The 23,243-nt window shown below is 46.5% G+C and carries 3 protein-coding genes; all 3 read right to left on the minus strand.

The genetic code is table 11. The annotated features are described in order from the left end of the window. Positions 1-7 precede the first annotated feature (7 nt). From ppsC to ppsA, 3 genes are read right to left on the minus strand one after another with little or no spacing between them, the layout of a single operon-like run. Entirely contained in the window at positions 8-7,675 is a 7,668-nt protein-coding gene (gene ppsC, locus MHH79_RS09915; protein WP_340035122.1) for a plipastatin non-ribosomal peptide synthetase PpsC, read from the minus strand. Between the two features lie 17 nt (positions 7,676-7,692). Then, entirely contained in the window at positions 7,693-15,375 is a 7,683-nt protein-coding gene (ppsB, locus tag MHH79_RS09920; RefSeq protein WP_340035123.1) for a plipastatin non-ribosomal peptide synthetase PpsB, read from the minus strand. 24 nt (positions 15,376-15,399) lie between these two features. Continuing rightward, complete coding sequence (gene ppsA, locus MHH79_RS09925; RefSeq protein ID WP_340035124.1) at positions 15,400-23,085, minus strand: plipastatin non-ribosomal peptide synthetase PpsA; 7,686 nt, start codon at positions 23,083-23,085, stop codon at positions 15,400-15,402. Positions 23,086-23,243 lie beyond the last annotated feature (158 nt).

Below are 23,243 nucleotides of genomic sequence, written 5' to 3' on the forward strand. Positions count from 1 at the left end.
CGATTTTCTACAATTCTTCCACCAAGCTGGATATGCTGTCCAGATCCTCTGCCGTTAATGATTGACTGCTGAAATCGCTCAGTGTCTTTTCAGCTTTCTGTTGACCGGCGCAGTGTTTCATAATGTCCAGCAAAAAGTGTTCAATCCTGTTAATAAGCTGCTCTATTGTGTTTCTATGAAAGCGGGCTGGCGGATAACTAAGATTGAAATGGAGCTTTTTGTCTGCTGCCATTGCACTCATCTCGATGATTTGCTCACGCTTCCATGTATGAGTGATATCCTTTCCGCTCCCAAGGCTTGATGGGCGGAAGGTGTCCTGTCTTTCGATGTCGTTGAACTGGCCCAAATAGTTAAAGCTGATTTCAGGTGTTTTTGAAAACGTAATGCTTTTATTTTCAGGGTGTGTAAGGTATTTCAGCATACCGTAACCTACCCCTTTGTTTGGTATCCGGCCCAGTGTATCTTTAACGGTTTTTACTGAGGTTCCGAGCTCATCCCTATGATTTTCAAAGCTTATGAGGGCCGGGTACATGGATGTAAACCAGCCGACCGTCCTGCTGATATCTAACTCTGGCAGAATGTGTTCTCTCCCGTGTCCTTCCATAGCGATACGGAGCTTGCTTCCTCCTGTCCATTCACAAATCGCCAAGGATGCTGCGGTTAACAGAATATCTTGTGTATCTGTGCCATAGGCGTGATTGACGTTTTGCAGCAAGACGGCGGTGTCTGCTTCAGTCAGTGAAAAGCTTAATGAGTCCCTTTTGCTGAAGTCGATGTTCACATGATGCGGTATTTCATATGGCAGTTCTGCGGCTTGCTGTTCTTCTACACTTCGCCAATACGCCTCTTCGCGAATCAGCTTACTGCTTTGGGCATATTCCTGTATGCGTCTTGCGTATTCCTGGTAGGAATCCGTTTTAGGCGGAAGCTGGATCGTCTGGCCTGCAGCAGCTTGTTGATATCCGGCTGACAAATCCTCCAGCAAAATCCGCCATGAGACACCATCAACGACAAGGTGATGGATCGCAAGGAACAAGTAATCTCCGGTCAGTGTTTTAAACAAAGCGGCGTGCAACAATGGTCCTTCCTGCAAATTGATGCTTTGCTGAAGATCTGCAACTTCTTGTTTGATTTGCGTCTCCCAGCCGCTTTCTGACTGTGAAAGATCAGAGGTTCTTAAGCTGTATAGCTGTGACTCATGAATGCCTTGGTTGATTTGAATCCATCGCCTGTCATCGTTGCGATAAACCATCCGAAGCGCATCATGATGCTCCGCCAGTTTTTTCAAGGCTGGTCTAAGGGCGTTTTCAGACAAACGTCCAGAATGGAATAGCATGACAGACTGATTGAAATGGTGTCTTTCTTCAATATCTTGTGAAAAAAACCATTGCTGAACAGGCGTCCAAGGAACGTCTCCCTGAACGGGTCCTTGCTCTATGATTCTCTCTGACTTACAGATAAATGGTGATAAGTCCTTTATCTTTGGATGACGGAATAAATCACTTACCTGCAAGCTTAGCCCATAGCGCCCAAGGCGTGCAGAAACTTGAAGCGCTTTGATTGAATCTCCGCCCAATTCAAAAAACGAATCCTCTATTCCGATCCTCTGGATGCCGAGAACCTCCTGCCAGATCAACACAAGTTGGTCTTCAAGGTCATTTCGAGGTGGAGCGTACGTTTGTTTAGATGTGAAATTTGGTTCAGGAAGTGCTTTTCGGTTCAATTTGCCGTTTGATGTGAGCGGGAGAGTCTCCATTTCAATAATGTACGCCGGGATCATATAGTTTGGCAGCGAACGCGCGAGAAGTGAACGTACTTGTTCAGCATTCGTGCCTGCTTTTACGCTGATATAGCCAAACAGCTCTTTGCTCCCGGTCTGGGCTCTACGTGCTAACACTGCGGCTTCTTTGACCCCGTCTATTTGACGAAGTGCTGATTCGATTTCACCCAGCTCCACCCGATAGCCTCTGACTTTTACTTGATCATCAATACGGCCAACGTATTCAATTGTGCCATCAGGAAGCCAGCGCGCCAGATCACCTGTGCGATACAGTCGATCGCCAGGTGCAAATGGATGTGGGACAAATTTCTCTTTCGTTAAATCAGGACGGCCCAAATATCCTCTGGCGACGCCATCTCCGCCGACACAAAGTTCACCGACAGCTCCGACCGGCTGCAGCACTCCCCATTGATTTAAGATATAAGCGGTGGAATTACCAACCGGCCGCCCGATCGGAATGGAAAGTTCATATGTTTTTTGAATGTGAAGGCATGTCGAAAAAGTTGTATTTTCGGTAGGGCCATATCCATTCCATATAGATACTTCAGGGCAGACATTTCTGATTCGATTGACGTGGCTCGGCGACAAAGCTTCTCCGCCTATAATCAAATGTTTCAGCTGTGAAAATGTTTGTTCATTTTGCTCTGTCAAATGATTGAATAGAGAAGATGTCAGCCAAATCGTTGTGATTCCTTGATGTTCTATGTACCTCTTAAGCTGATGGGAATCGAGAAATGTTTGTTGATCGGACAGATGCAAAGCGGCACCATTTAGCAGCGGTCCGAAAATTTCAAATGACCCAACGTCGAAACCGATTGATGATGTCATCAGAAGGCGGTCTTCAGGTGTAAATGTAATATAATTGCTGTTTTTAACAAGACGAATTACACTTCGCTGCTCAATCATGACACCCTTTGGTTTACCGGTTGATCCAGAGGTATAAATGATATATGCAAGTGAATGTGACCCTGCTGAAGAATCAACGTTCTTCGTTTCTCCTTGCTTTTGAATATCTTCGATTATGATTTGTTCACATTCAATGTCTAATAGTTGTTTTTCTGTTTTTTCAGATTGAAGGAGTAAAGCCGCCCCGCTGTCTGACAGCATATAAGCTATTCGTTCAACAGGCAGATCAGAAGCAATAGGCAGATAGGCTCCCCCGGCTTTCAGAATGCCCAGCATTCCTGCAATGAGTTCTGGTGTTCTGCCTGTCAACAAGGCTACAACACTATCAGGCCCTACGCCCTTAATCTGTAGAACTGAGGCAATTTGATTTGCCCAGCTGTTCAGGTCCTCGTAAGTGAATACTTGGGTGTCGCTGACAATTGCTACAGCATTAGGTGTTTGTTCAGCCTGCATTTCAAAGAGTCTGCTGATGGTTTCATTTCTTGGATAATCTATTTTTGTACGATTGAGCTCGTGGATAAGGTAATGGGTCTCATCCTCATTCAGGATATTTATTGTTCCGAGAGCGGCTTTGTTGTCTTTGATGATGGAGAGTAACATATTGATGAAGTATTGAAGCCACTTTTCTATCGTTTTTTTCTTATATAAGTCAGTACTAAACTCCATTTGGAACGTCAGCAAACCGTGGGACTGTTCCTGGGCATATAGGGTTAAATCAAATTTGGACGTTTGATGCCCATTGTTTGCTGCAGGTTTGAGACAAAGTTCATCCAGCTCCAACGATTCCTGATCCATGTTTTGAAGAACAAACATTACGTCAAACAGCGGATTCCGGCTCATATCCCGTGTCAATTCAAGCTTATCGACAAGTTCTTCGAACGGGTAATCCTGGTGCTCAAAGGCTTCCAATGCTGTCTCACGCACTTCCTGCAAATACTGTACGAATGGCTTCCCGCCCTCCGGGCGCGTCCGAAGCCCCAGCGTGTTCACAAACATGCCGAGTATCGGCTCAAGATCCTTGTGCGGCCGGCCGGCAATTGGCGAGCCAACGATGATATCTTCCTGTCCGCTTAAGCGTGACAAGAACGCGGTGTAAGCCGCAAGGAGCACCATGTACAGTGTGCTTCCGTTTTCTCGTGCCAGCTTGTGAAGGCCTGATGCAACCTCTTGATCCAGCGTAAATGAGACCTTGTCACCCGCGAAGCTTCGCACCGGCGGGCGGGCATGATCAGCCGGAAGATCCAGCACAGGCAGCTCGCCCTCGAGCTGCTTCAGCCAGTACGCCTCTTGCGTTTTGTACGCGTCTCCTGTTTTGAATCCTTCTTGCCATACGGCATAATCTTTATATTGAATGCGCAGCGCCGGAAGCTTCCGATTATTGTACAGCTCGCCGAATTCCCGAATCAGAATGTTGACGGAAACACCGTCTGAAATGATGTGATGCATATCAACCAGCAACAGGTGCCGCTCATCTGATACCTTTACGATTTGGGCACGGAACAGCGGCGCTTGACTGAGATCAAACGGTTTGATAAATGCGGCTGCGGCCTCCTCTTCGGTTCGTGCGCCGAGAACTGTAGTCTGTAACGTAAACGGCACCTCGTCATGGATGCGCTGCACCGGATCGCCTCCTGCGTCCTGTTCGAAGGAGGTTCGAAGCGACTCGTGGCGCTTGATCAGCTCTTTGAAAGCTCTGTCCATCCTTTCAGGGTTGAGCTTCCCTTCGAGCTCTAACACAGCCGGCATATTGTAGCCTGTCCCTCCGTCCTCCAGCTGCTGAAGGACATAAATCCGCTTTTGGGCAGAGGAAACCGGATAGGTTTCCTGTTTTTCAGCGGGCTTAATCGCTTCATATGGACTGTCCGTTCCTTCACGGATAACGGTAGCCAGTCCTTCTACTGTCGGATGGGCAAACACATCTTTTAGCGGCACCTGTACATCGAATTCTTTGGCAATCCGTGAGACAAGCGCCGTTGCTTTTAAGGAATGTCCCCCGCGGTCAAAAAAGTTGTCGTGAATCCCGACAGGGCCATTTTTCAGCACGTCCTCCCACAGCTGAGAAAGCTTCATCTCAGTCACGTTTCTCGGCGCCGTGTAGGTCTCCGCATCTGCCGCTCCGTCAGGAGCTGGCAGGGCGTTTCGGTCGAGCTTTCCGCTTGGTGTAACCGGCCACTGTTCCATTTCTATCATATAGGCTGGGACCATGTAGCCCGGCAACAGTCTTTCAAGCTGTGCCCGCACTTCGTTTCTTTCGAGCCCTTCTACATAAGCGCATAATTCCGGCTCGCCGCTGTCTGTCCGTACGGTAACGGCCGCCTCTCTTACACCTTCTATGCTTCTTAATGCCGCTTCAATTTCTCCCGGCTCAATCCGGTAGCCGCGGATTTTCACCTGATCATCCGTGCGCCCGAGGAATTCAATATTCCCGTCAGGGAGCCAGCGCGCCACATCCCCGGTTTTGTACATGCGTTCCCCCGGGTAAAACGGGTCTTCAAGAAAACGCTCCTCCGTTAATGCCGGCCGATTCAAATAACCTCTGGCAACACCCGCTCCGGCAATGTACATTTCGCCGGCGACACCAGAAGGCTGTACGGCTAAATGCGGATCTAAAACATACAAACGCGCACCGGGTACGGGCTTTCCAATCGGAATCCGCAAACGGTCCCTGTCCCGTTCTGGATCCAACACGTAAAATGCCGCGTCTACCGTGGCTTCTGTCGGCCCGTAACCATGGATTAATGATACCTGCGGCAATACAGAAGCAAAACGGGCTGCCGTACGCGGCGCAAGCGGTTCACCTCCGGCGAATACACGTTTCAGGCGTGTGCTGTCACGCAGCCTTTCGATTTCCGCTTGATCCAGAAAGCTGTTCAGCATAGCCGGAATAAAATGAACCGTTGTAATACGTTCCTGATGAGTGGCTTTTACGATCAATGCGGGGTCTTTTTCCCAGCCAGGTGGAAGCAGATACGCCGAAGCGCCGGAAAGTGTCCACCAAAACAGCTGCCACACAGACGCATCAAAGGAAAAAGAGGTTTTCACCATGACAATGTCATCTTCCGAAAGCGGAAACTGGTGCTGCATGCCGGTCAGAAAGGAAACAGCCTGGCGGTGCTCAACGGCCACTCCTTTCGGCTGCCCGGTAGAGCCCGATGTATAGATGACATAGGCGAGAGATCCGTCGCTAACAGAAGCAGACACATGACGTTTTACTTCTTCACGATCAAGAGATGTCATGTCCACTTCAAGCGTCTCTCCAGAAAAGCTCGGTGCGGAGCATCCCGGCTGCGTCAGCAAGAGCGATGCCCCGCTGTCTTTCAGCATGTAGCTCAGCCGCTCCTTTGGATATGCTGGGTCAAGCGGCAAATAGGCCCCTCCGGCCTTCAATACAGCAAGTACAGCTATCAGCATTTCAGGTGAGCGTTCAGACAGGACCCCGACGATACTTTCGTTTGTGACGCTGCATGCCGCAAGGTGCGCAGCCAGCCGGCTGGCGTACATGTCAAGCTCAGCGTATGTCAGCGAACCGCCGGAAAAGCGGATAGCCGGCCGCTCCGGTGTGACTGCCGCCTGTCGTTCAAACAGCCCATGCAAGGTTGGGGCTTCAGGTGAAACAGATACTGTCCTGTTATTTTGAGAAACGATTTTCCATGTTTTGTCCTCATCTAACAATGTCATCTTTGACACAGGAAGAGATGGATCAGAGATGACGTCAGAGATCATGTGCTGTAAATAATCTTTTATTTCAGACATCATATTTGGTTGATAAGCGCCTGTATGAAAATGAATCCGAACGTACAAAGTACGCCCTGGGATCACTTTGACACTGCATCTATAATTAGTTACCTCTTCCATCTCAAAATCTTTCACGGAGAAATCAAATGATCCAGCTTGATTCAGCTCTTCAATCTCTTGTTGAGTAGGTGTATTTTCAAATACGATAATATGATCGATCAGCTCTTGTTTAAGAGCGCTCTGCGCCTGAATATCATATAAGGGAAAGTAACTATAAGCTTCTGCCTCAGTCATGTCTTTTTGCATTCTGCTGACTAGGTCAGAAAAAGACAGAAAATCACTTTGGACTCGAATAGGAATGGTATTGATAAAAAGTCCGACCATATTTTCCACATCTTTTAGCTCAGAAGGTCTGCCTGATATAACTGACCCGAATACAGCATCGTCGCGGCGATTGAACTTTTGGAGCATGATTCCCCATAAAGCTTGGAAAACAGTGTTAAGTGTCGCACCACATGCTGCAGCGATTTTCTGTAATTCGGAGGTTTCTTTTTCAGGAATGGTAAACGTGATCTGCTGTAATGTCCCATCCGACATTTGATCTGTTCTTTTAGGCAGAGGCGAAGCTTTTTCGAAATGCTGAAGCCTCTTTTTCCAATACTCAGCTGCTTCTTCCCGGTCTTGCTGCATCAGCCATTTAATATACGTCCCGTACGGCTGTACGGGAGGCAAATCAGGAAACTGCCCTTTTCCAAGCGCTTGATAAATATGGAGAAAGTCTTTAATGACGATGCCTAAACACCAGCCATCCATTAAAATATGATGGTGGCTCCAGATACAGACATAATGATCAGGCGCCCATTTTAAAATAGATATTCTCATCAGTACATCCGTTTGGAGATCGAAGCCCCTGGATTTATCCTGCTCTTTGAATGCCTCGGTACAATGTTCTTTATCTTTTTCATTGAGATGAGAAATATCTTCAACATGAACATGGCAATGACGTTGCTTGAGCACGACTTGACGAGGTTTGGCTACATTTTTATAGATGAATGCTGTTCGAAAGATATCGTACCTGTCAAAAACAGCATCCATGCTTTTCTGGAAACGCTCCAAGTCAAGCTGTCCATTGATCGTAAAAGAAGCCTGTTCAAAATAAGCTCTCGACTGCTCATCATACAATGAGTGAAAAAGCATCCCTTCCTGCATAAATGACAAAGGGTATATATCCTGTATTTCAGGTTGCTGCGGCATCAGTGAATCTCCTCTCCCTATAGTTTGTTGACGGCTCCCATAATCTCACTCAATTCATCAAGCGTTAAGTCTTCATCAGTGAAATCAGATGCGCTCCACTCTCGGTTTTCTTTGCCCGTACAATGCTCAATGATATTTTCCAGAGTCTGTTTAAAATGCCTAGAAAATGTTTGAATGGTTTCTTCCTCAAATTGATGCCTGTTATAGATGATGTGCATGTTCAGGCACCCCGAAGAAACGGCGCCGCTGATATCCAGTGCATAAGGACGCTCCCAGTTCGGGCTGATCTCATTTCCTGGCTTGATGTCAGACACCTCAAAGGCATTTGATTGAATATCCTGATCAAACTGGCCTAAATAATTAAAGCTGATTTCTGGGCTGTTTTTCTCAGAGCCCCATCTTTTGCTGATATATTTCAGCACGCCGTAGCCCGCGCCTTTATGCGGTATACGGTGCAGCATATCTTTTGTCTGTTTAATAAGGTGGCCCAGCCGCTCTTCTTTGTCCTTATGATCGGAATCTCTCATATCAAGCCACACAGGATAAATGGAGGTGAACCAGCCAACAGTTCTGCTAATATCGATGTCCTCAAGATATGATTCCCTTCCATGGCCCTCCATGCTGATTTTAAATTGGTTATTTCCCGTCCATTTCTGCAAAGCAAGACCTAAAGCTGTCAGAAGGATATCATTCATCTCCGTGCTGTAAGCTTTATGTGCAGCCGTTAATAGTAATTCTGTGTGATGGCGAGATAGCTCAAAATCAATCACTTCTGTATCTTTGAATGTGTTAGATGCTGCGTCATTGTCTTTTGGAATAGGCTGGATGTGACGGTTCTCGCACTCATCCCAGTACGCTGCTTCGCGTTGCACCTGGCGGCTTTTAGAGTAGTCAGCTATTCTTTGTGAATACGTTAAATATGAATCTGTTTTTTGCGGCAGTTTAATAGATTCTCCTGAGACTGCCTGTTTGTAAGCACCTGAAAAATCCTCGAACAAAATTCGCCAGGAAACCGCATCAACAACTAAGTGATGAATCGTCAGAAATAAATGGTCACCATTCTCGGTTCTAAACAATCCAGCGTGAAGCAAGGGGCCGGTTTCCAAACGAATATGTTCTTGCATCCGGCTGGCTGCTTCCTCAATCGTGTTCCGTGCTTCTGTTAGGCTATCCTTTACATCAAACAGTTCAAGTGCATATAGCTCCTCATCTGAAAGATCTATCCCTCTGTTTATCTGCACCTGCCTGCCATCTTCATGCCGGCATACGATTCTCAGTGCATCATGATGAGTCACAAGGCTTTTTAGTACTTTTCTAAGCGCAGCCTCATCAAATCGTTCAGCCCGGTAGATCATAACGGACTGGTTAAAATGATGGCTTTCCAGAGATTGCGAGAAAAACCACTGCTGGATAGGTGTCCAAGTAATCTCGCCTTCGACCGGGCCTTGGTTAATGGCGCGTACGTCTTTTCGAACCCGGGCGGACAGTTCACCAAGAGTCTGATATTCAAACATCTCACGTACTGTCGTTTCAAATCCGCGCTGCTTCAGTCTGGCACAAACCTGCAGCGCTTTAATAGAGTCTCCGCCAAGCTCAAAGAAATTGGCGCCTACACCCAACTCATCCACATTAAGAAGCTCCTCCCAAATTTCAGCCATCACCGTTTCAATCTCATTTCTAGGACTGATATCATCAGCTGTATAAGCGTGTTTTTCAGGTTCTGGCAGGGCTTTCTGATCGAGCTTTCCATTAACAGTCACCGGGATGCTGTCAATTTGTATCATACGGGCAGGCAGCATAAAGTCAGGCAAGGCGTTTTTTAAGGAAGCCCGTATGTCTGATATATTCGCAGTCTGTTGATCTTTTATCACCATGTAAGCATATATAGCTGTTTGCCCTTGCTCGTCTGCCTTGGTAATGACAGCCGCCTCTTTAATCATTGGATACTGAAGAAGTGCCGCTTGGATTTCGCCTAACTCAATACGGTGCCCTCTGACTTTCACCTGCTCATCAATGCGGCCTAAGTATTCCAGCTCGCCATTTGACAGGCGCTTAGCAAGATCTCCTGTTCGGTATAATCTGTCTCCCGGAAGATAAGGATTGGATACAAAACGGTCAGCGGTCAGCTCATCTCTGTTGAGATATCCCCGTGCCACACCTTCGCCGCCTATATACAGCTCCCCTGGAACTCCGGTCGGCTGCAGGTTCATATGGGCATCCATCACATGAGCCTGCAGAGTAGAAAGAGGCCGGCCGATATTGCTTTTATTTTTTGCAATGTCTGCAGCGGACAATTTTTTGAATGTTACATGGACCGTTGTTTCTGTAATACCGTACATATTAATCAAATCAGTATGAGGATATTTTTCATTCCAGCTTTGAAGCAATCCGGGCTGTAAGGCTTCGCCGCCAAAAATCACGTAGCGGATGTTTAAATGATCTGTATGATTTTGGTCTTCAAGCATCAAGCCGTAAAAAGCAGTCGGGGTCTGATTGAGTACAGTGACGCGTTCTTTTTTTAACAATAAACGGAATGCATGGGGGTCACGGGCTGTTTCTTTAGAGACCACGACTAATGTACCTCCGTTCAATAGTGCACCGAACATCTCCCATACAGAGAAATCAAAGCAATAAGAATGAAATAACGTCCAGATGTCTTCATGGTTAAATTCAAAAGGCAGGTTTTGATGCTTCAAGAGACTGATCACATTGCGGTGCTCGACAATGACGCCCTTTGGCTGGCCAGTCGTTCCAGATGTGTATATCACGTATGCGGGCTGATCTGTTACTATTTCTTGAATGTTTACATCAGCCGGAATTGAGTCGTTTTCACATTCATCGATATACAAAATATGACCGGTGTAGTCTGCAGGTTTGTTTTGACCGCGCTCTGTCAGCAGCCGTTTTGCTCCGCTGTCATTGAGCATAAAGCTGATCCGTTCCTGAGGATATTCAGGATCAATCGGCAAATAGGCCCCGCCAGCTTTTAAAATCGATAAAACGCCAATGATCATATCAGGTGACCGATCGAGCATCAGACCGACGATATCGCCAGTTCTCACCCCTTGTTTGATCAGCATAGCAGCTGCCCGCTCGGCTTTTTCATTCAGGTCTCGATACGTAAGCTGAGAATGGCCGCACACCACTGCGATATGCTCCGGATGCTGAGCGGCTTGCTTTTCAAATAAGCTTACTATGTTTTCATTTCTCGGATAAGCCGCATACTGTCCCATTTTTTCAAGGAGCAACCTACGCTCTGCAGCAGGAAGCAATTGCATGTCCGAAATTCTCATCTCGGTATCCGCCGTTACCCCTTTCACCAATTCAATAAAACAGGATGCCCACTGCGTAATGGTTTCTTCTTCAAAAAGAGCAGTGCTGTATTCAAAACGGCAGCGTATTCCACTCGGATGCTCCTCAGCGTGTAATGTTAAATCGAATTTAGATATATCATGTTTAAGAGTGACAGACGAAATCGATAGACCAGGCACTTCGAACCGGAAATCTTCACTGCGTTGAAGCACAAGCATTGCATCGAACAGCGGGTTGCGATTTACCTCTCGATTTGTATCGAGCTTATCTGCCAGCTCCTCAAAAGGATAATCCTGATGCTCGTAAGCCGTCAGAGCCAGGTGGCGAATGTCCTGCAAATACGAGCTGAACGTTTTGTGGCCCTCGGGCTTGCTGCGCATCGCCAATGTATTGACGAACATCCCGATGACGCGCTCCAGATCGGCGTGTGGTCTTCCGGCAGCAGGCGAACCGACAACAATATCCTCTTGCCCGCTTAGCTTAGATAACAAAATAGAATAGACAGCCAGAAGAATCATATACAATGTTGTTCCCGTTTCAGCCATTAAACGGTGCAGCTCATCAGCCGTGTCTTTATCAATGCTGACTTCAATTGTTCCACCGCTGAAATCAGGGAGGCGCGGCCTTGTTTTATCAAGCGGTAATTCTAATATAGGAAGATTCCCGCCAAGCTGATCAAGCCAGTAGGCCTCCTGTTTTTTGTATAGCTCTTTCGGGTACTTCTCTTGCTGCCAAACAGCAAAATCCTTATAATGCAGGTTTAAAGCTGGCAGCTCCTTTCCGCAATATAAGTCAGTAAACTCTTGGACAAGAGTGCTCATCGAGACACCGTCGGCAATAATATGGTGCATATCGAGCAGCAAAAAGCCGCGGTGATTGCCCATTGTAATGACACATGCTCTAAAAAGCGGACCGGATGATAGATCAAACGGTTTGATAAAGGTCTCGATTGCAGACTCAAGCATTTGTTCTGATTCCATTTCAAGCTCTTTTAGATTAAAAGCTATCTCTGGATAAATGACCTGCACAGGCTCGTCTCTGTCAAGCACAAAAACAGTCCGTAATGCTTCATGCCGATTCACAAGTTCTGTGAGAACGCTTCTCAACCGCTGGCGATTCAGATTTCCGCGTAATTCAAGTACAGTTGGCATGTTGTAGCCTGTGCTGTCATCTGCCAGCTGATGAAGAGCATATAATCGTTTTTGCGAGAAAGACAGCGGATAGACATCTCTTTGATCCGCAGGTTCAATCTGTGTAAAAGCGTGTTCTTTTAAGCTCATCAATTTGCCCGCCATGCTTTCAACTGTCGGATATGAAAACACCTCACTGAGCGGCAGCTCGACATTAAGCTTTTTATGTATTCTTGATACTAGTGCGGCCGCTTTTAAGGACTGTCCGCCTAACTGAAAGAAATCATCACGAATGCCGATGTGCTGTTTATTCAGCACATCTTCCCAAATATGTGCGAGATCAGCTTCGATTAAGGTTCGGGGCGCCATATATGTGACACTCGTATTGTTTTCTGGTTCAGGAAGCGCAAACCTGTCAAGCTTGCCGCTGGATGTTAATGGCATCCGGCTGATGTTGATAATACTTGCTGGGATCATATAGGACGGCAATGTCCCGGCAAGATGCTGATACAAATCTGGGAGGCTGTTTCCCTTTTCTGGAACGATATAAGCAACGAGCTCCTTTTCCTCAGCAGAAACATCACGGGCCAGTACCGCTGCTTCCTTTACCCCCGGTGCTTGTCGAAGAACTGTTTCAATCTCTCTCAGTTCAATACGATAACCCCTAATTTTTACTTGATCATCAAAACGTCCAATATATTCAATCGTTCCATCAGGCAAAAAGCGGCCTGTATCACCTGTTCGGTATAAACGCTCCCCTTCAAGGAATGGATGATCGGAGAATGCTTTCTGTGTCAGCTCTTGCTGTTTGTAGTATCCTCTCGCAAGACCCGCGCCGGAAATACACAGTTCACCCGCCGCGCCGATCGGCTGCATTTGATTTCCGTGCAAAACAAATACTTTTGTGTTTCTGATTGGGTGTCCGATCGTGATCCTCTCTTTTTCATTCAGATGACGCAATATTGTTGTTGCCACACTGTTTTCTGTGGGCCCGTATTCATTTGCCAGTTCAGCAGAAGGACAAATCATTTGACTCAACTCAAGCAGATCAGGCGTGACCGCTTCACCCGCAAATGTCACAATACGAAGACTTTTTGCATCGTCAGCAGTCATCACTTCCAATAACACCCGGTACAAGGAAGGAACAATGATCATGTGGCTGACCTTATAACGAGCTATTTTTCGCTTAAGGGCCAGCACATCCTTCGCTTCGTCATCTGTTGTCAGCAGTACGCACGCACCAGATAAAAGCGGGGTAAATAAGCTCGTTACACAACCGTCAAATACGTACGAAAACAAATGGAGGGATATATCCTGTTCGGTCATGCCATACTCTTCTCGTCTCCATTGCAATGTATTTGCAATACCGTGATGATCAACTAAAACCCCTTTAGGGCGCCCCGTCGTTCCCGACGTATAGATCAAGTAGGCTAGGTCACCTGGCGGCATATTTGGAGCTTCTGTTTGGTAACTTTCTGTATGTTCTATCGTTATCGTATTTCCTTCATAGGACGGAGGGATCAAGGAAATAAGGTCTTCTTCTATCAGCAATTGAGCCGCTTGACTATCCTTCAGCAGGAAAGAAAGACGTTCTGCTGGAAAATGTGGATCAAGCGGCATATAAGCGCCGCCTGCTTTCCAAATCCCAAGCAGAGCTGCAGGCATTTCCATTGACCGGCCCATCATCACAGCCACGATATCTCCACATCCAACGCCTTTTTCTATCAGGGCGTGCGCAATCTGATTGGCTCTTACATATAATTGGCGATAGGTCCAGCATTCGTCTCCCATTTTCAATGCAGCAGCTTCAGGTGTTTTGTGAGCTTGTTCCTCGAACAATTGGGGTATCGTTTTGTTCACATAAGGACGCTCAGTTTCGTTAAACAATTGGATAATCTGTTGCTCCTCCGGCGGCACGATATTGATGTCACTGACGGCAACATCAGGATTTGTCAAAATGCAATCTAGTGCTTGCTTTAGATGCCCCTGAATCCTCAGCATCTCCTCCCGCTCGTAAACGTCTGCGTTGTAGCTGAATTTGATATAAAATGATTCTCCCGGAACGATAACGATATTAAAGTCGTAATTGGTTTGTTCCGACATTGAAATGTCACTCAGCTTCAGAGCGCCTTCGTCATTTTCACTCTCCACGCTTAATGCCTGATGAAGCTGTACAGGGTAATTTTCAAAAACAAAAATATGATCGATCAACCCTTGCTTCAATGGACTATGGTTTTGAATCTCATAAAGCGGATAATACCCATGCTGTTCAGATGATAAAATATCCTCCTGCACGGCTTTGACCAGCGAAGAAAACGTTATGCCTTCCGCAGATCGGATTCGCACTGGAACAGTATTGATAAACAAGCCGACCATTGATTCAATCCCGTCAATCGCTGACGGGCGTCCCGAAATGACGGAGCCAAAAACGGCATCATCTGCAGCATTATATCGATGGAGCAGCACGCCCCAAATACTCATAAACAGCGTGTTTAATGTCACTCCCCAGTTTTGGGCAGCCTCTGTCAGTTTCTCAACCATATCCGGCGCTAATGAAAAGCTGACCTGGTCGGCTTTATAATCCCCGTCTGCCATGCGGCGCTTTATCCGGGGAATAGAAGCAGTATTGCCGTACTCCTTCAAATATTCGCTCCAGTAGGCAGCAGTCTCTTCTTGATCTTGTTCTCCGAGCCATTCAATATAACGGCTGTACGGCACCGTGCTGCCAAGCTGTACAGGTGAGTTATTTTTGAGCGAATCATACATGCTGAAAAACTCTTTAAGAATAATGCCGAGACACCAGCCATCCATGATGATATGGTGATGTGTCCAGACACATGTATATTGGCTGTCTCCTCTATCAAAAAGAGCAAGACGCATTAAAGGATCTTTTTGCAAATCAAATCCTTTTTCCCGATCCTTAGTCATAAAAGCATCAATCAGCGTCTGCTGTTCTTGATCAGCCTTGCGAGAAATATCTTCTCTATATACTGTCAATTCCCGGTTTGATAAGACTACCTGCTGCGGACCTGTAAGATCTGGTACTTCTTTAATGAAAATCGTTCTGAAAATATCATATCTAGAAACAAGAAGGTTTAAGCTCTTTTGAAACGAGTCGACGCATAGATTCCCTGTGATCGTAAACGAGGTCTGTTCGATATATGCTTTCGAGCTGAAATCCATTAGTGAATGAAACAGCATTCCTTCCTGCATGTGCGATAACGGATAAATATCTTGAATTTGTGCCGATTGTGCCATCAATTCCACACACCTTTTCAAAAGTTAAAGATCTTTCACGAGATCTTCGATGCTAGATAATGCAGACAACGTTAATTCCTTATTGCTGAAATCGCTCAGTGTTTTTTCGCGTGCTTTTTTCTGCGAACAATGCTCAATCGTCTCGATAAGATGCCTGTGAAAACGATCCATAAAGCACTCAATTGAGTGTTTGCTGAACACTTGGGTGTATACCGCTTTTACTTGAAGCCGTCCGTCCGTAATGAGAGCATTGATGTCCAGCTCATACTCTCGTTCTCTCTCACCCGCTATTTCGTAACGGGGCTGGTAATATGATAATTGAAACGTTTCAGCTTCCTTCTCTTCGCTAAATTGACCGAGATAATTAAAGCTGACCTCAGGCTCTTTATGCCGCAGTTCTCCTATGTGTGTTAACAATCCGTATCCAGTTCCTTTGTTCGGTACTCTTCTCAGCATATCTTTTGTCGTCTTAATTCGGTATGCGAGCTGATCCTCGAAAGGCTCGGGAATACCCATGTCTAGCAGAATAGGATAAATGGAAGTAAACCATCCAACTGTCCTTGAAATATCAATGTTTGGCACATGCCCTTCTCTACCGTGTCCCTCAGTGCTGATCACGATTTGGTCATGCCCTGTCCATTCAGAAAGCGCCATTCCTAAAGCCGTAAGCAAAAGTTCGTTGGCATCAGTGCCATAGGCTTGCTGGGTTTCAAACAGCAATTTTTCAGTCCAGTCCCCGGATAGTACAAACGCTGCTGCGTCGCTGTTCATTTGGAGTCTGTCCGGCACATTTTCTATGTCCTTAGGAAGAAAAGCAGTGTGAGCGTCTAAAATCGTTTGCCAATACGTTTTCTCTGAAAGCAATTGTTTACTTTCAGCTATTTGGGTAAGACCATTGGCGTAGGCCAAATAAGAATCCGTTTTTGGCGGTAATTGGATTTCTTGCTTTTCTAAAGCCTGCTGATATGCTGCAGCTAAATCCTCAAGCAGAATTCTCCAAGAAACGCCATCTATCACAAGATGATGAAGTGCAATCAGCAAATGATCCCCTTCTGCCGTTTTAAACAAACCTGCTTGCAGCAAAGGCCCTTTTTCTACATTCATTTTGCTTTGAATGACGGTTTCCTCAGCGGCAAGTTTTTCATCAAGGTGAGCCCTTTCCAGCGATGCTTTTGTCCAATCTGAAATATAAAGGCCAAACAGTTCATGATCCTTGTGATTGATTCCGCGATTAAACTGAATGACATGGCCGTTTTGGTCACGTTGGAAAATCATGCGAATGGCATCATGATGCTCGGTTATTTTACGCAGCGCTAGATGAAGCGCGTTAGCATTGAATCCTTTTTCACTGAAAAGCATGACGGACTGGTTGTAATGATTGTGAAAAGCATGAACCTGTCCGAAAAATCTTCGCTGAATCGGGGTGAGTTCAGCTTCACCTTCCGCAGGTCCCTGGTCCGCTTGAGATGCCAATGGTGTGATATGTCCGCATAGTTCCTGAATCGTTGAATAACGGAATAAGTCGCGTATTGTCATGCTCCAGCCTTCAGCTGCCAGACGTGCTGCCACTTGTAATGCTTTAATTGAGTCTCCGCCAAGCTCAAAAAAGGAATCGTGAATGCCGACTCGTGACATGCTCAGTACATCTTCCCATATATACGCCATCGTTTTTTGTATGTCGTTAACTGGTGCGGTATATGGACGCGATAACACATTATTTGGAGCCGGCAAGGCATTTCTGTCCAGCTTTCCGTTTAGGGTCAGCGGCATGTTTTCTAAAGGAATCAGATGTGCAGGAATCATATACGCTGGCAGCTCCTTTGTTAAAGCAGCACGGAGAGCATTCGTATTGACGTCTGAAGGCACAATATATGCTGCCAAACCAGCCTGTCCATTTTTATCATGCTGAACGGCAACAGCAGCTTCTCTGACAAGCCCCGTTTGAAGCAGAACACTTTCAATTTCTTCTGTTTCAATTCTGTATCCATTTATCTTTACTTGATAATCCATTCGGCCAAGAAGCCGGATCGTTCCGTTTGGAAGCCAGCATGCTCGATCACCGGTTCTGTACAGCCTTTCTCCAGAGACAAATGGATTTTCTGTAAATTTCATTTGCGTTAAGTCAGGTTTATGATGATAGCCTTTCGCAACACCTGCCCCGCCGATGCACAGCTCGCCGGCAACACCGATCGGCTGAATTTGATCAGTCTGGCTGAGTACGTACATGTGTACATTCGGCAGCGGGCTGCCGATTGGTACGTTATCTCCCGTACACTCTCCACCCATACTGGTTTCATAAAAGCTCGAATCAATGGTTGCCTCTGTGACACCATAGCTATTAATAATGCGCATGCTTTGGCCAAAGCGATCTGTCAATGTTTTGAAATCTTGAGCTTTCACCATGTCGGAGCCAAGAATCAGTATGTCTAAGTCAGGAAGCTTGAACTGGTTACGGTATACATACTCCATCACCGGGATAATGAGAGCCGGTGTCGACTCCATCACCGTGATTCTCTGAGAGTTCATGATTTTATATATTTCAGCAGGTTCCAGCCGTGTTTCATCTGGGCAAACGATTAGAGTCCCGCCGTTGGTCAATGTTCTCGCCAAATCTCCTGAGAATACATCGAATGAAAAGCTCGCGATTTGAAGCAGTCTGACAGGCTTCCGATCCAGCTCATAAATTTGACGCCAAGCAAGAGCAGCATGAGTAAAGTTCCGATAGGTGACAATGACGCCTTTAGGCGCACCCGTCGTTCCTGACGTATAAATGATATATACCGGCTCTTCAGGAGCAGGAGATAAGTTAAGGTTGCAGCTATTTTCTTCATAAGAGCTTTCATCGTCAAGGCAGATATGAGACATCTCAGATTCAGGCAAGTTTGAAATCAAATGCTTCAACTCCTGCTGTAAAAGAAGAATATCTGCCCCGCTATCACGAAGAATGTATTCAATACGAGCTTTTGGATAATGTGAATCGATTGGGATATACACTCCGCCAGCTTTCATCACTGCCAGCACTCCAACAATTGCATCGATGGACCGCTTGGCTAAAACAGCCACAGTTGGCTTCGGTCCTTTTCTGTTTTGCAATGTTCGTGCCAGACGATTGGCTCTTTCATTTAGAAGGCGATAGCTAATCTCTGTTTCGTTATCAATAACAGCTATATGTTCTGGAATTTCTTCAGCTTTCGCTTCAAATATGCGATGAAAAGGAACATCTTTTTGAGCAAATTCAACCTGAGTTTTGTTAAATCCAAAGACTATTTTTTGTTTTTCTTTATCACTAAGTATGTTTATTTGTGCAAGGCTTGTTTCAGGAGTTGAAAGTGCCTCATGCAGAAATTCGATAAAATGATCAGCCCAGCGTTCAATCGTAGCTTTCAGGAATACTTCTGTACTAAATTCCATTTCGCAGCAAATAGATCCATTTATTTCCGTAGCTATTAATGTGATATCAAATAAAGAAATGTGATGTGCGAAATTGACAGGCCGGACTTTTATTTCTCTCAGATCTATGTCCTGTTTTTCCACATTTTGAAGGATAAACATCGCATCAAACACTGGGTTCCGGCTCATATCTCGTGTCAATTCAAGCTTATCGACAAGTTCTTCGAACGGGTAATCCTGATGCTCAAAGGCTTCCAATGCTGTCTCACGCACTTCCTGCAAATACTGTACGAATGGCTTCCCGCCCTCCGGGCGCGTCCGAAGCGCCAGCGTGTTCACAAACATGCCGAGTATCGGCTCAAGATCCTTGTGCGGACGGCCGGCGATTGGCGAGCCGACGATGATATCTTCCTGTCCGCTTAAGCGTGACAAGAACGCGGTGTACGCCGCAAGGAGCACCATGTACAGTGTGCTTCCGTTTTCTCGTGCCAGCTTGTGAAGGCCTGATGCAACCTCTTGATCCAGCGTAAATGAGACCTTGTCACCCGCGAAGCTTCGCACCGGCGGGCGGGCATGATCAGCGGGAAGATCCAGCACAGGCAGCTCGCCCTCGAGCTGCTTCAGCCAGTACGCCTCCTGCGTTTTGTACGCGTCTCCTGTTTTGAATCCTTCTTGCCATGCGGCATAATCTTTATATTGAATACGCAGCGCCGGAAGCTTCCGGTTGTTGTACAGCTCGCCGAATTCCCGAATCAGAATGTTGACGGAAACACCGTCTGAAATGATGTGATGCATATCAACCAGTAACAGGTGCCGCTCATCTGATACCTTTACGATTTGGGCACGGAACAGCGGCGCTTGGCTGAGATCAAACGGTTTGATAAATGCAGCTGCGGCCTCTTGTTCGGTTCGTGCGCCGTGAACTGTAGTCTGTAACGTAAACGGCACCTCGTCATGGATGCGCTGCACCGGATCGCCTCCTGCGTCCTGTTCGAAGGAGGTCCGAAGCGACTCGTGGCGCTTGATCAGCTCTTTGAAAGCTCTGTCCATCCTTTCAGGGTTGAGCTTCCCTTCGAGCTCTAACACAGCCGGCATATTGTAGCCTGTCCCTCCGTCCTCCAGCTGCTGAAGGACATAAATCCGCTTTTGGGCAGAGGAAACCGGATAGGTTTCCTGTTTTTCAGCGGGCTTAATCGCTTCATATGGACTGTCCGTTCCTTCACGGATAACGGTAGCCAGTCCTTCTACTGTCGGATGGGCAAACACATCTTTTAGCGGCACCTGTACATCGAATTCTTTGGCAATCCGTGAGACAAGCGCCGTTGCTTTTAAGGAATGTCCCCCGCGGTCAAAAAAGTTGTCGTGAATCCCGACAGGGCCATTTTTCAGCACGTCCTCCCACAGCTGAGAAAGCTTCATCTCAGTCACGTTTCTCGGCGCCGTGTAGGTCTCCGCATCTGCCGCTCCGCCAGGAGCTGGCAGGGCGTTTCGGTCAAGCTTTCCGCTTGGTGTAACCGGCCACTGTTCCATCTCTATCATATAGGCTGGGACCATGTAGCCCGGCAACAGCCTCTCAAGCTGTCCCCGCACTTCGTTTCTTCCGAGCCCTTCTATATAAGCGCATAATTCCGGCTCGCCGCTGTCTGTCCGTACGGTAACGGCTGCCTCCCTTATGCCTTCTATGCTTCTTAGTGCCGCTTCAATTTCTCCCGGCTCAATCCGGTAGCCGCGGATTTTCACCTGATCATCCAACCGCCCGAGGAATTCAATATTCCCGTCAGGGAGCCAGCGCGCCACATCCCCGGTTTTATACATGCGTTCCCCCGGGTAAAACGGGTCCTCAAGAAAACGCTCCTCCGTTAATGCCGGACGATTCAAATAACCTCTGGCAACACCCGCTCCGGCAATGTACAGTTCGCCGGCGACACCAGAAGGCTGTACGGCTAAATGCGGATCTAAAACATACAAACGCGCACCGGGTACGGGCTTTCCAATCGGAATCCGCAAACGGTCCCTGTCCCGTTCTGGATCCAACACGTAAAATGCCGCGTCTACCGTGGCTTCTGTCGGCCCGTAACCATGGATTAATGATACCTGCGGCAATACAGAAGCAAAACGGGCTGCCGTACGCGGCGCAAGCGGTTCACCTCCGGCGAATACACGCTTCAGGCTTGTCCCGTCACCGAGCGCTAACATTTCCGCTTGATCGAGAAAGCTGTTCAGCATAGCCGGAATAAAATGAGCCGTTGTCACTTTTTCCTGATGAATGGCTTGTATGATCAATGCGGGGTCTTTTTCCCAGCCGGGCGGAAGCAGATACGCCGAAGCACCGGAAAGAGCCCACCAAAACAGCTGCCACACAGACGCATCAAAGGAAAAAGAGGTTTTCACCATGACAATGTCACCTTCCGAAAGCGGAAATTGGTGCTGCATGCCGGTCAGAAAAGAAACAGCCTGGCGGTGCTCAACGGCCACTCCTTTCGGCTGCCCGGTAGAGCCCGATGTATAGATGACATAGGCGAGTGAACCGCCGTCAGCAGGAGTAAACTCATGGTTTTCTGCTTTTTCGCTCGCAAGAGATGTCATGTCCACTTCAAGCGTTTCGCCAGAAAAGTTCGGTGCGGAGCATCCCGGCTGTGTCAGCAAGAGCGATGCCCCGCTGTCTTTCAGCATGTAGCTCAGCCGCTCCTTTGGATACGCAGGATCAAGCGGCAAATAGGCCCCTCCTGCCTTCAAGACAGCAAGGACAGCGATCAGCATTTCAGGTGAGCGTTCAGACAGGACACCGACGATACTTTCGTTTGTGATGCCGCGTGCCGCAAGGTGCGCAGCCAGCCGGCTGGCGTACATGTCAAGCTCAGCGTATGTCAGCGAACCGCCTGAAAAGCGAATGGCCAGCCGCTCCGGTGTGAAAGCTGCCTGTCGCTCAAACAGCCCATGCAGGGTGAAAGCTTTAGGCGAAACAGCTTCCGTCTTGTTAAACTCACACAACAATTTTTGCTTTTCTCTTGTATTCGTCATATCTAATTCTTTTATAAAGCTGTGCGGATGTTGAAGGGCGTTTTCCAGTATGGTAAGCAGATGAGATTGTATTCGTTTAATATCCTCAAGAGAAAACAAGGTATTTTGATAGTCGAAATTTAATTGAATGGTTCCATTGTCAATCCGTTCTTGTATTTGAACTGAAAGCTCGTTCGCGGTGTATCCGCTGAAATAAAGCGCTGTTTCATAGTCAAAATCATCTGCATTATGCCACTGAAGTGGCTGATACTGCATAGATATACCGATAAGGTTGTGTAAATCCTTCTGTTCATTTCTTAATTCATTTACAAGCAAATTATAAGGAAACCGTTGATGACGCATAACAGAAAGCTGTTCCCTGCCTATTGTGCGGACAAAGGAAAGAAAATCTGTGTCAGGATCAACCGTTATTCTGATTGGAAGAGAACTAACGAACATGCCGAGCATTTCTTTTTCAGCCTTTGACCCTCTGTTGCCATAGTAGGTGCCAATGGCAAGATCTTTTTTAGTAGTGATTCGGCTGATGCATATGTAAAATGAAGCCATAAATAAGGAAATGATATTGATCTTGTGTTCTTCGCAGAAGATTCGAATCGTTTGCTCTAGATCAGGTGAAAGAATGATGGTGTCTCTGGATGCAGATGTGCTCTGTTTTTGTAAGGACGTCTGGTCGGCTAACGAGTGGTATTCCAACGGGTGCTCAAAGGTTTGCGTCCAAAATAAACGGTCCTTTGCAAACCGCGGAGATTGTAGATATTGACTCTCTTTTTCGATGTAGCTCAAGTAAGAAGGTTCCGGCTGATCAGGTAAAGGATCTTTCTTTTTCATTTTTTGATAAAGATCTATAATTTGATTTCCCATCACGTTTAAAGAGATTCCATCCATTATGATATGATGGAATTTCGCAAATAGCCAAACTTCATGAGAGTCAATTCTAAGGAGGAAAAATTGATAAAGAGGCGAGTTGAACAGTTTAAATGGAATGCTCGCTTGATCCTGAATCCATTGCTCTATTTCTATCATTTCAACATTTGAAAAATCAATTATTCTAAGTGGATAATATTTATATTCAGTAAGGTGCAATCGCGGCTCAAGCTCTTCTCCTTCTAACAGCTGAAATCTAATGGCGTCGTTGCGGGAGATGGAATGATTCAGCGCTCCCTCCAGAGTATCAAGCTCAATATTGCCTTTGAATTTCACACAGGCTGTGAGATTGCAAATGCTGGTATTTGGCTCCAGCAGTTCGGTAAACCACACTCTCCTTTGGGCATGGGTTAAAGAATAAGTATGTTCGCTCAACGGATTCCCTCCAGTTCTCATAATAAGAGGATAAGAAAAAGTAGAAAAAAGCAGAAAAATGACAATAAAAGAAATTATATGACTATATAATCCATATATGCACTATATTAACGGATATTTTTTAAAGTACAATAAAAAACATTAAATTTTTATAACAT

The organism is Bacillus sp. FSL K6-0993, assembly GCF_037977205.1.
Taxonomy (GTDB): Bacteria; Bacillota; Bacilli; order Bacillales; family Bacillaceae; genus Bacillus; species Bacillus subtilis.

Bases quoted from the DNA above. Each gene is read 5' to 3' on its own strand.
- ppsC (WP_340035122.1), bottom strand. From the start codon at position 7,675: ATGCCGCAGCAACCTGAAATACAGGATATATACCCTTTGTCATTTATG.
- ppsB (WP_340035123.1), bottom strand. From the start codon at position 15,375: ATGGCACAATCGGCACAAATTCAAGATATTTATCCGTTATCGCACATG.